Origin of the sequence: Allosphingosinicella sp., from assembly GCF_036387215.1 — a bacterium.
Taxonomy (GTDB): Bacteria; Pseudomonadota; Alphaproteobacteria; order Sphingomonadales; family Sphingomonadaceae; genus Allosphingosinicella.
Genome location: NZ_DASVUE010000063.1, coordinates 1 through 9,973, shown reverse-complemented (window position 1 = coordinate 9,973; position 9,973 = coordinate 1). Strand labels below are relative to the sequence as shown.

11 protein-coding genes are annotated in these 9,973 nt (G+C 66.6%); 6 read left to right on the top strand and 5 right to left on the bottom strand.

Going from position 1 to position 9,973, the window contains the following annotated elements:
* On the bottom strand, positions 1 to 692 hold a 692-nt coding region (locus VF662_RS03010), incomplete at its 3' end, for an NAD(P)/FAD-dependent oxidoreductase (protein WP_464137534.1).
* A gap of 143 nt (positions 693 to 835) precedes the next feature.
* Between VF662_RS03010 and hppD the strand changes: the two genes are divergently transcribed.
* Both hppD and VF662_RS03000 read left to right on the top strand, forming a co-directional pair.
* Positions 836 to 1,909, top strand: coding sequence for a 4-hydroxyphenylpyruvate dioxygenase (gene hppD / locus VF662_RS03005; protein WP_464137531.1), 1,074 nt, complete (start codon positions 836 to 838; stop codon positions 1,907 to 1,909).
* Between the two features lie 5 nt (positions 1,910 to 1,914).
* Entirely contained in the window at positions 1,915 to 3,039 is a 1,125-nt protein-coding gene (locus VF662_RS03000) for an alanine racemase (protein ID WP_464137529.1), read from the top strand.
* 4 nt (positions 3,040 to 3,043) lie between these two features.
* Here the strand turns inward: VF662_RS03000 and VF662_RS02995 are convergent, their stop codons facing one another.
* The gene (locus VF662_RS02995; RefSeq protein ID WP_464137525.1) at positions 3,044 to 3,373 is read right to left on the bottom strand and encodes a hypothetical protein; all 330 of its coding nucleotides are present in this window, start codon (positions 3,371 to 3,373) and stop codon (positions 3,044 to 3,046) included.
* Positions 3,374 to 3,583: 210 nt separating this feature from the next.
* Here VF662_RS02995 and VF662_RS02990 point away from each other — a divergent pair, with 210 nt between their 5' ends.
* A complete protein-coding gene (locus tag VF662_RS02990; RefSeq protein ID WP_464137524.1) occupies positions 3,584 to 3,757 on the top strand; it encodes a hypothetical protein in 174 nt (57 codons plus the stop codon).
* Between the two features lie 9 nt (positions 3,758 to 3,766).
* Here the strand turns inward: VF662_RS02990 and VF662_RS02985 are convergent, their stop codons facing one another.
* The 3 genes from VF662_RS02985 to VF662_RS02975 are packed head-to-tail and all read right to left on the bottom strand — an operon-like array spanning position 3,767 to position 6,381.
* Entirely contained in the window at positions 3,767 to 4,507 is a 741-nt protein-coding gene (locus VF662_RS02985) for a DUF72 domain-containing protein (RefSeq protein WP_464137522.1), read from the bottom strand.
* Positions 4,500 to 5,711, bottom strand: coding sequence for an esterase-like activity of phytase family protein (locus VF662_RS02980; protein WP_464137520.1), 1,212 nt, complete (start codon positions 5,709 to 5,711; stop codon positions 4,500 to 4,502). Before VF662_RS02980 ends, VF662_RS02985 begins: the two co-directional genes overlap by 8 nt.
* Positions 5,712 to 5,745: 34 nt before the next feature.
* A complete protein-coding gene (locus tag VF662_RS02975; RefSeq protein WP_464137518.1) occupies positions 5,746 to 6,381 on the bottom strand; it encodes a hypothetical protein in 636 nt (211 codons plus the stop codon).
* A gap of 159 nt (positions 6,382 to 6,540) precedes the next feature.
* Here VF662_RS02975 and VF662_RS02970 point away from each other — a divergent pair, with 159 nt between their 5' ends.
* Genes VF662_RS02970 through VF662_RS02960 form a run of 3 tightly spaced genes read left to right on the top strand, consistent with a single transcriptional unit; the run spans position 6,541 to position 9,810 of the window.
* Positions 6,541 to 6,801, top strand: a complete 261-nt coding sequence (locus VF662_RS02970; protein WP_464137516.1) for a DUF1508 domain-containing protein — start codon at positions 6,541 to 6,543, stop codon at positions 6,799 to 6,801.
* Between the two features lie 26 nt (positions 6,802 to 6,827).
* Positions 6,828 to 8,198, top strand: coding sequence for a M20/M25/M40 family metallo-hydrolase (locus tag VF662_RS02965; protein WP_464137536.1), 1,371 nt, complete (start codon positions 6,828 to 6,830; stop codon positions 8,196 to 8,198).
* Between the two features lie 13 nt (positions 8,199 to 8,211).
* Entirely contained in the window at positions 8,212 to 9,810 is a 1,599-nt protein-coding gene (locus tag VF662_RS02960) for a phytoene desaturase family protein (RefSeq protein ID WP_464137514.1), read from the top strand.
* Positions 9,811 to 9,973 lie beyond the last annotated feature (163 nt).

Here is a 9,973-nt window from a genome sequence, read left to right as displayed (position 1 = left end):
ATCTCGCCGGTGCGGGTATCGCGAAGCTCCAGCGCCACCAGCCCTTCCGGCTCGCCGCCGCCCACGAACTGCACCACTTCCTTGTTCCAGAGGACGTTGATGTTCGGATGCGCGAACAGCCGGTCCTGCAGGATCTTCTCGGCCCGCAGGCTGTCGCGGCGGTGGATCAGGGTCACGTCGTGGCTGTGGTTGGTCATGTAGATCGCTTCCTCGACCGCGGTGTTGCCGCCGCCGATCACCGCCACTTTCTTGCCGCGATAGAAGAAGCCGTCGCAAGTCGCGCAGGCGGAGACGCCCCTGCCCTTCAGATGCTCCTCCGAAGGCAAGTTCAGCCAGCGCGCCTGAGCTCCTGTGGCGATCACGATCGTGTCGCCCGAATAGATTGTGCCGCCGTCGCCGATCATCCGGAACGGGCGGCGGGAGAAATCGACCTCGACGATCGTGTCCCACATCATCCGCGCGCCGACATGCTCGGCCTGCTTCTGCATCTGCTCCATCAGCCACGGGCCCTGGATCACGTCCGCGAAGCCGGGATAATTTTCCACGTCGGTGGTGATGGTGAGCTGCCCGCCGGGCTGGATGCCCTGCACCACGACCGGCGACAGCCCCGCACGGGCGCCGTAAATGGCGGCGGAGAGGCCTGCGGGGCCCGATCCGAGGATGAGCATGCGCGTGGATACGGTGGCGGCCATGAAGGGAAGACTCTGCTTTGGGTTGGGTTGATGAGCTGGAGATAGGGGCTCAATCCCCCGCCGCGCAACCGTGCATTTGCGGGGCCTCGGCGCCGCTGATAGAAGGCCGCCACTTCCCCAGGAACAGGCATGTGAGGGCCCCAATGACCGCGCAAGAAAACCCGCTTGGCCTCGACGGCTTCGAGTTCGTGGAGTTCACCGGGCCCGATCCCGAAGCGCTTGCTGGCCTCTTTACGGGCATGGGCTTCACCCACATGGGCAACCACAAGTCCAAGAACGTCCGCCATTATGCCCAGGGCGACATCAACTTCATCCTCAACATGGAGCCGTCGGGCCAGGCGGCGGCGTTCCGCAAGGCGCACGGCCCGTCGGCCAACGGAATGGCATTCCGCGTGAAAGACGCGAAGCAGGCGTTTGAAATGGCTGTGGAAAGAGGCGCCACACCAGTCAACGTCGAGCGCGGGCCGGGCGAGATGGAGATCCCTGCGATCGAAGGGATTGGCGGCTCCTATCTCTACCTCGTAGACCGCTACGGTGCCGAGCAGATTTACGATGTGGATTTCGAACCGGTGCCGGGCGCAAGCCGCGACACGAATTCCGCGGGGCTCCACACGCTCGATCACCTCACCCACAATGTGAACCGCGGCCGGATGAACCATTGGGCCGAATTCTACGAGCGCATCTTCAACTTCCGCGAGATCCGCTATTTCGACATCGAGGGGCAGCAGACTGCGCTTGTTTCACGCGCGATGACAGCTCCGGACGACAAGATCCGGATTCCATTGAATGAATCGCAGGACGAGCACAGCCAGATCGAGGAGTTCCTCCGCGAATATAAGGGTGAAGGCATTCAGCATATCGCGCTTGCCACCGACGACATCTTCGCCACCGTCGACCAGCTTCGCGCCAACGGCATCCGCTTCCAGGACAGCCCCGAAACCTATTACGACATGATCGATCAGCGCATACCGGGCCACGCCCATGACGTGGAGGAGATGCGCAAGCGCCGGGTCCTGATCGACGGGTCGCCAGAGACCGGCGAGGGCCTCCTCCTCCAGATCTTCACCGAGAACATGATCGGCCCGATCTTCTTCGAGATCATCCAGCGGAAGGGCAATCAGGGCTTCGGCGAGGGCAATTTCAAGGCCTTGTTCGAATCGATCGAGCTCGACCAGATCCGCCGCGGCGTGCTCCCGGCGGCGAAAGAGCATGCCTGAGGGCCATGAACCTCGCTGACATTGCAACGCCCGCTTTCGCGCTCGACCAGGGGAAGTTCCAGCGCAATTGCGCCCGGATGATCGAGAAGTGCCGGAGCCTCGGCGTCGGGCTTCGACCGCACATGAAGACGCTGAAGGCGATCGAGGCGGCGCGGGTGGCGATCGATCCCGCTCACGGCGGCATCGCCGTCTCTACGCTGCGCGAGGCCGAATATTTCGCCGCCGAGGGCATCGAAGACATCCAATACGCCATCTGCATCACGCCGGATAAGCTGCCGCGCGCGGCCCGTCTGATGCGGAAGGCGCCCCGGTTCGGCTTCTTCCTCGACAGCCTCGATGCTGCCGAAGCGGTGGCGGCCTTCGCAAAAGCCGAGCAGGTGCCGCTCCGCGCCTGGATCGAGATCGACAGCGGGGACCACCGCACCGGGCTGGAGCCATCGGATGACCGCATTCTGCGCATCGCGGCGCTGCTCGCTGCTTCCCCGGCGATGCTCGCGGGCGTGGCGACGCATGGCGGCCACTCCTATGGCGCCCCCGATACGGACGGGATCGCCGCAATTGCCGAAGAGGAAAGGCTGGGGGTCGTGGAGGCTGCGGATCGGCTCCGGCAGGCGGGCTTCGAGGTCCCGGGCGTCAGCGCCGGCTCGACGCCGACGGCGGTGCACATGCGCTCGGCGGAAGGCCTCACCGAGATCCGCGCCGGCGTCTACATGGCCGGCGACCTGTTCCAGGCCGGCATCGGCTCGCACGGGGTGGAGGACATCGCCGCCTCGGTGGTTGCGACGGTGATCAGCCACAAGCCCGAGCGCAACCAGATCGTCGTGGACGCCGGCGGCCTTGCACTGTCAAAGGACCGTGCCACCTCCGCTCTTGCCGACGACATGGGCTACGGCCTCGTCACCGATCTCGAGGGCAGTCCCGCCTTCGGCCGCCTGATCGTCGCGGGCGTCCACCAGGAGCATGGGGAGATACAGGGCGAGGATCCCCTGCCCTTCGACCGGCTGCCGATCGGCTCCCGGGTCCGGATCCTCCCCAACCACGTCTGCATGACCGCCGCGGCGCATGACAGATATCTCGTCACCGCCGGCTCCGAAGTGCGCGGCGAGTGGGACAAGGTCGGCGGCTGGTAAGCCGTCAGGGCATTTCCGAGCGGTAATCCAGCTTCTTCGAGTGGAGCGTCCGGCGGGGATCGGCTTCGAACTGGTCGCGCAGCGCCCGGGCGAGGGACAGCACCGCCTCCTGCATCTCCGCCGGCAGCGCCAGATAGGCGGAGAGAAGCTCGCTCGCCCCGCTGCCGAGCCATTCGCCTTCGGAGCGGCGGCCGGTGAGGATGTAGCCGACGTCGACTCCGAGGTCGGGCAGCCGGGCCAGATATTCGGCCCTGAGCTCCCGCCGCTCATTCTCGTATAGGCTCTGCTTCGGCACGTCGGTCCCGGCCGAAGCGGCGAATTCCGCCTGCTTCAACCCCAATCGTCTCCGTTCTTCCGCCAATCTGGCGCCGAAACTCATCGCTTTTGAAAATTCCCCCTTGACGACCCACCGCAAATCAATGATTTAGCAGAAGAGTCGCAGTACCAAATCCATCGCACAGCTGGACTGCATCTGTCGCGCCTTTTCAAGTGCGGCGGACGTCGAACCGCGTCGGCTCTGGCGCCCCCCCAAGCAGGATGAGCTATGACCCTGGCGAGCGCGACCGACGAGGAATTGCTGGCCGCGGCTGCGCAGGCGGTCGTCGCCGCCTTCCGCGAGGATACCACCAGGCAGCACCTTCCCCCCACCGCGATCGCCGCGTTGCGCCTGCTCGAGACCGCTCTGATCCTGTACCAGGACAGGCGCACCGACCGGTAGACGGCCGCCTCAGATGTCGCCCTTGCCGGCGAGCATCGCTTGCAGATCCAGTGCGTTGCCGGTGGCGGCCGAGGAGGCGGTGTTGTCGAAGATGCACCAGACGGCCCTGCCCTGCTCGAGATCGGCCGCCATCGCCTCCGCATACCCCTGCAGCCGCTCCGGCTCGTAGCTCGAGCGGTACGGCACCGGGGAGCCATGCAGCCGATAATATGAGAGGCCGCGCCAGCCGCCCGGCGCTGCGGCGGCGGGCACCTTTGCGGGATCGGCCGCGACTCGGGCGACGTGCCGCTCGGTAAGCAGTGCGCCGGCCTCATCCTCGAACCAGCTTGCGTGTCGAGGCTCGCACACCAAAGCTGCGTCCGTCGATCCGGCCAGCACGCTGAAGAACCGCTCCGCCACGGCGGCATCGAAAGCGAGGCTTGGCGGGAGCTGGACCAGGATTATCGCGAGCCTCGGCCCGAGCCCCGCCACTTCCGCGACGAAGCCTTCCACCAGCTCGTCGGCTTCGGCGAGCCGCTGCTTGTGCGTGATCGTCTTCGCCAGCTTGGCGGAGAAGCGGAAGCCGTCCGGCACCGCCGCCGCCCACCTCTCATAGGTGCCGGGGCGATGCGATCGGTGGAAGGAGGAATTGATCTCGGCACAGCCGAAGCGCGCCGCGTAGCGCTCGAGGCTGGTGCCTTCTTCCGGAAATGCCGCAGCGTCGCGCAGCGGAATGCTCCAGCCGGCGGTGCCGATCCGAAGCTCAGCCATGGGCGAACATGGGCTCGTCGAACTTGACGCGCCAGAAGCTTGTCTCCGCTTCCTCCACGCCGAAATCATTGTCGCTGACCAGCAGCAGCTCGCGCTCGGAGAGGATCGCCATACCCTCCAGGTCCGCCGCCATCTCGGTGTGGGCGTCGGTGCTGAACAGGAGCTGCTTCGAAAGCTCAGGCAAGCCGCCGCCGTCGCCGCTCATCTCTTCGATCGTGGGACGGGTGCCGATATCGAGATGAGAAGCATCAAGCGCCAACGGCGCTTCGAGGCGCGTCCGGTAGATTTTCGTCGTCTCCGAGCCGCGCTCGAGCACCAGCAGGCTGTCGTCCGCTTCGGCCACGATCTCGCTGACCTTGATGTCGCTGCGCCCGAAATCGCCCGTGGCGGCATCGCGGCGGAAGCTCCCCGGCTTGTCCAAAGGGTAGAGGAACTGAGCGGCGACTTCCCCCGTCTGCGGATTGAGCTTCCACAGGCGGACGTGGCGTGCGCGCTCATGCGCCTGCTTGTCCGGATGAGCGAGCGGGCTCTGGAAGGCGAGGTAAAGCCAGGCTTCGTCCGGCGACAGCGAGATCGCCTCGAAGCCCCGGTTGAGCTGCCGCTTGCCGGCGATCTTAGGGAGGATGCCCGGTCGCCACCGGGAAAGCACTCGGCCGTCGGCGCTCACTTTCAGCAGCGAGGGCCCATATTCCTCGCCAAGGAAGAAGCTCCCGTCAGCGAACGCGGCAATAGCTTCGGTGTCGGCGCCGTTCGGGTCGGGCTCGAGCAAGTCTCCTTCCATATTCAGCGCCGGCTCGCACTCGGCATGCTCGCCGCCCGGCGTCGGCAGCCCGGAGACGGGGGTGCCGTCGGCGTTGAGGAGCCGGACCTCGCTCACCAGCTCCACCCGGTCGTCGAGCACGCGCAATTCGGCGATCGTCGGGCCGAGGTCGGGCCGGGGCATCACCTTCGCACCTTCGGCTCCCTTGAAGCTGCGGAGGTGATCGAGGCCATAGCGCTTCACCGCGACCTTCACCTTGAGGTTCGGGCCCCGATCCCCGAGCCCCCAAAGGATGCCGGGCGGGTCGCCGCGCCTCCTCGTCAGCCCGGATCCGAAGCTGGCGCTAAGCACCATCGGACGCTTCGGGCACTCGATCGTACCGAGCGGCGGATCGGACCAGCCGAGGCGGTCGATCTTGCACTTGGGGAGCGGTGCGGGCTGCATCAGGCGTCGAACGCCCTTGCCTCCCGCGAGTGCCTCAGCGGGCCTGCTTTTCCGTATATTGCTTGGGCAGCGGATGCTCGGCCGTCTCAGGCGACCAGGCGATGGTCATGATCCACCAGCGCTTGCCGTCGTTGAACAATTGCATGCTGTTGATGCCGCGCAGGAACGGCTTCTCGTCCTTCAGCGTGTGCCGCGCCTCATATGCCGAGAAGACCTGGACGATGTTGCCGAAGCTGTCCGTGTGGCGCGAGATCTCCTGCTCGTGGAAGCCCTCCGACTCCAGGAAGGAGGAGTTCGCTTCGATATAGGATTCCGGCGATGCGACGCGGGCGTTGATCTTGCCCGTAGTCGAGTTCCTGCCCGTGGGGATCATCCTCGCGCCGGGATAGAAGAGCGAGCGGAAGCGGTTCCAGTCGCGCTTCACGCCCTTGTCCCCCGAAATGACGTTGTAGACGGCGGACACGATCGCATCGACGGACGCCACGTCGGCCGGCTTGGCGGCGGGAATCCCGGCGAAAGGATCCGGCACTACGGTCTTCGGAACCGGGGTGGTGACGATCGGAGCGGGAGCGCTCGCCTTTGGAAGCGGCTTTACGTCCTGCGCGGCCGCGGGCGCGGCGAGAGACAGGCAGAGAGCGGCCGCGACGGCCGCGCGCGTTGTAACTGACATTGGCGGACTTCCCCTACTTCGAGAGCCTTTGTGCCCGGGGTTTAGCGGCAAGCGCACGGCAGGTACAGCCTCGGCCGGCGCCGCGCCCACCTTCGTCCTTGGAACCGCGCCGCAACGGGGTTAACCAAGAAGGGTCCACTTTGAAGCATCGGAGCGATCATGGCCCACCGACCCTTCCCGTCCTACTGGATGTTCCGCGACAGGAACGGCCACTGGCGCTGGAACTTCGCGGGCGAGAGCGGGACTGTGATCGCCGCCAGCAGCGTCGCTTATTACCACAAGGAGGGCTGCATCCGCGCCATCCAGACGATGCGCGGCTCTTCCGGCGTCTCGGTTTGGGGCCCGGAGCGGGACGTCCACCCCGCGCCTCCGGCCCCCGCACCCGCCATGCCAAGCTTCGAGATGGCTGACGCCGAGTGAACATAGCCGGCGCGCTCCGGCGCGGGATGATCGTCCCCGGCATCGCCGCCGCCCTCCTCGTCCTTGCCGCTCCGGCAGCGGCGGCTGCCGACGGCGCGGCGGATGCCAAGCAGATATTGAAGAAATCGATCGGCTTTCGCACCGTCAAGGGCGAAGGCCAGGTGGCCCCCTACGCCGCCTACCTCGCCTCGGTGCTGAAGGCGGCCGGCTTTGCCGAGGCGGACGTCGAGATCGCGCCCGTCGGCGACACCGCCACCTTGATGGCCCGCTATCGCGGCAGCGATCCGAAGCTGAAGCCGATCGTCCTGCTCGGCCATATGGACGTCGTCGAAGCCAAGGCGGCGGACTGGGAGCGCGATCCGTTCACCGCCGTCGAGGAGAATGGCTACATCTTCGGCCGCGGCTCGGAGGACAACAAGTTCGACGTCTCGATGATTGTGGCGACGCTCGCCCGCCTGAAATCGGAGGGCTACAAGCCGCGGCGCGGGATCGTGCTGGCGCTGTCCGGCGGCGAGGAGACCGACTGGATCTCCACGCGGCAGCTCGCGGACGCCCTGAAGGGCGCGGAGCTGGTGCTGAACGGGGATGCGGGCGGTGGCATTCTCGGGGAGAAGGGCGAGCCGATCCTCTACCGGCTGCAGGCAGGCGAGAAGACCTATGCCGATTTCGTGCTCGAGGTGACCGATCCGGGCGGCCATTCGAGCGCCCCCACGGCAAGCAACGCCATCTACCGGCTCGCCCACGCGCTGGACCGGATCGGCTCCTACAAGTTCCGGCCGATGGCGAACGAGCTCACCAAAGCGTCGCTGCGGGCAGCGAGCAGGCGGGTCGGCGGAGAGCTTGGCGCGGCCATGACGCGTTTCGCCGCCGATCCGGGCGATGCGGCGGCAGCCGAGCTCATCTCCTCGAAGCCCGAATATATCGGCCAGATCCGAACCACCTGCGTCGCGACGATGGTGAATGCCGGCCATGCCAGGAACGCGCTTCCGCAGCGGGCGACGGCCAACGTCAATTGCCGCATCTATCCGGGCGTTCAGATCGATACGGTCAAGCAGGAGCTGACCCGCGTGATCGCGGATCCTGCCGTCAAGATCGGCCTTTCCGACGAGGATAATCCGTTTGCGGACGCCTCCCCGCTCCGGCCTGACGTCATGAAGGCGGTCACCAAGGCCGTGAAGGCGCGCTACTCCGGGCTCGACGTGACGCCTTCAATGTCCGCAGGCGCCACCGATAGCCTGATCTTCCGCGCCGCCGGCATCCCCAGCTACGGCGTGTCGGGCCTGTTCCAGCGCTCCGAGGACAATTTCGCTCACGGCCTCAACGAGCGCGTTCCGGTAAGCCAGATCGCCCCCGCGCTCATGCACTGGCGGACGATCGTCACCGAGCTCACGCGCTAGCCGGGGCGGGCCGGTGGCGGGCAGATACGATGCGGTCGTGATCGGGGCGGGGCATAACGGCCTCGTCTGCGCCTTTTACCTTGCCCGGGCCGGGCTGAAGGTCCGGATCCTCGAGCGGCGCGGGATCGTCGGCGGAGCGGCGGTGACCGAGGAATTCCACCCCGGCTTCCGCAACTCGACGGCGAGCTACACGGTCAGCCTGCTTCAGCCGAAGGTGATCCGCGACATGAAGCTTGCCGATCACGGTTACCGCGTGATCGAGCGGCCGATCTCCAATTTCCTTCCGCAGGAAGACGGCGGATATCTGAAGCTCGGCGGAGGGCTGGAAAGGACGCAGGCGGAATTCGCCAGGTTTTCCAGAAAGGACGCAGCCGCTCTTCCAGCTTATTATGAAGCGCTGGAGCATGTCGCCGACGTGCTGCGCGACCTTGCGCTGCGGACTCCGCCGAACCTCGGCGGCGGGCTTCGCACCCTGATCGACGGGGCACGGCAGGGCCGCCGCCTCGCCCGGATGCCGCTCCAGCAGCAGCGCGACGTGCTCGACCTGTTCGCGAAGAGCGCGCGCACCTTCCTCGACAGCTGGTTCGAGAGCGAGCCGGTGAAGGCGGCGTTCGGCTTCGACGCGGTGGTCGGCAATTATGCGAGCCCCGACACGCCCGGAAGCGCCTATGTACTGCTCCACCACGTGTTCGGCGAGGTGAACGGCAAGCGCGGCGCCTGGGGCCACAGCGTCGGCGGCATGGGCGCGATCACGGAGGCGATGGCGAAGGTGTGCCGGGCGGCGGGGGTGGAGATCAGCCTCGACGCGCCGGTATCGCGGGTGCTGGTCGACGGCTCGAGGGCGGCCGGCGTCCGGCTCGAGAGCGGCGAGGAGATCCACGCCGATGCGGTGATCGCGAATGTGGGTCCGAAGCTGCTCTACGAGCGGCTGATGGACCCGTCGGACCTCACCCCGGAGTTCCTGCGCCGGATCCGCGCCTTCAAGGCCGGCTCCGGGACGTTCCGGATGAACGTCGCGCTCTCCGATCTGCCGCGCTTCACCGCCCTGCCGGAGGTGGGCGAGCATCTCCGCTCCGGCATCATCATCGCACCGACTCTCAACTATATGGACCGCGCCTTCACCGACGCGAAGCTCCACGGATGGTCGAAGCGGCCGATCGTGGAGATGCTGATCCCGTCGATGGTCGATGCCACCCTCGCACCGCCGGGGCGGCATGTGGCGAGCCTGTTCTGCCAGCAATTCGATCCCGCGCTCGACTGGAACGCGCACCGGGAAGCCGCGGCCGACACGATCATCAACACGGTCGAGGCCTATGCTCCGGGCTTCCGCTCGCTGGTGCTGGGCCGGATGATCCTCTCCCCGCTCGATCTCGAACGGACGTTCGGCCTCGTCGGCGGCGACATCATGCACGGCAACATGACTCTGGACCAGCTCTGGTCGGCCCGCCCAGTGCTCGGCAACGCGGCCTATAGAGGCCCGCTCAAGGGGCTCTACATGTGCGGCGCCGGCACCCATCCGGGCGGCGGCGTGACAGGCGCGCCCGGGCACAACGCCGCCCGCGAGATCCTCGCCGACCGCTCCTGGCCCGCCCGTCTCTTCGGCCGCCGCTAGAAAAAAATGGGCGGCGGGTCTCTAAAACCCGCCGCCCAGTGATGGACTGCTACCTGGAGAGGGGATCAAAGGTGCTGTCCGGTTGAAGGCTCAATGCTCCAACCCTCGCTTTGGTGCCCTCCCCTTTCGACGGATCGGCCGCAGCCGGCGACGGAACCGCCGC

Excerpts from the sequence above, each read along its gene's own strand:
- VF662_RS02980 (WP_464137520.1), bottom strand. The coding sequence starts at position 5,711 with ATGCAGCCCGCACCGCTCCCCAAGTGCAAGATCGACCGCCTCGGCTGG.
- VF662_RS03000 (WP_464137529.1), top strand. The coding sequence starts at position 1,915 with ATGAACCTCGCTGACATTGCAACGCCCGCTTTCGCGCTCGACCAGGGG.
- VF662_RS02975 (WP_464137518.1), bottom strand. The coding sequence starts at position 6,381 with ATGTCAGTTACAACGCGCGCGGCCGTCGCGGCCGCTCTCTGCCTGTCT.
- VF662_RS02965 (WP_464137536.1), top strand. The coding sequence starts at position 6,828 with ATGATCGTCCCCGGCATCGCCGCCGCCCTCCTCGTCCTTGCCGCTCCG.
- VF662_RS02970 (WP_464137516.1), top strand. The coding sequence starts at position 6,541 with ATGGCCCACCGACCCTTCCCGTCCTACTGGATGTTCCGCGACAGGAAC.
- VF662_RS02990 (WP_464137524.1), top strand. The coding sequence starts at position 3,584 with ATGACCCTGGCGAGCGCGACCGACGAGGAATTGCTGGCCGCGGCTGCG.
- VF662_RS02985 (WP_464137522.1), bottom strand. The coding sequence starts at position 4,507 with ATGGCTGAGCTTCGGATCGGCACCGCCGGCTGGAGCATTCCGCTGCGC.
- hppD (WP_464137531.1), top strand. The coding sequence starts at position 836 with ATGACCGCGCAAGAAAACCCGCTTGGCCTCGACGGCTTCGAGTTCGTG.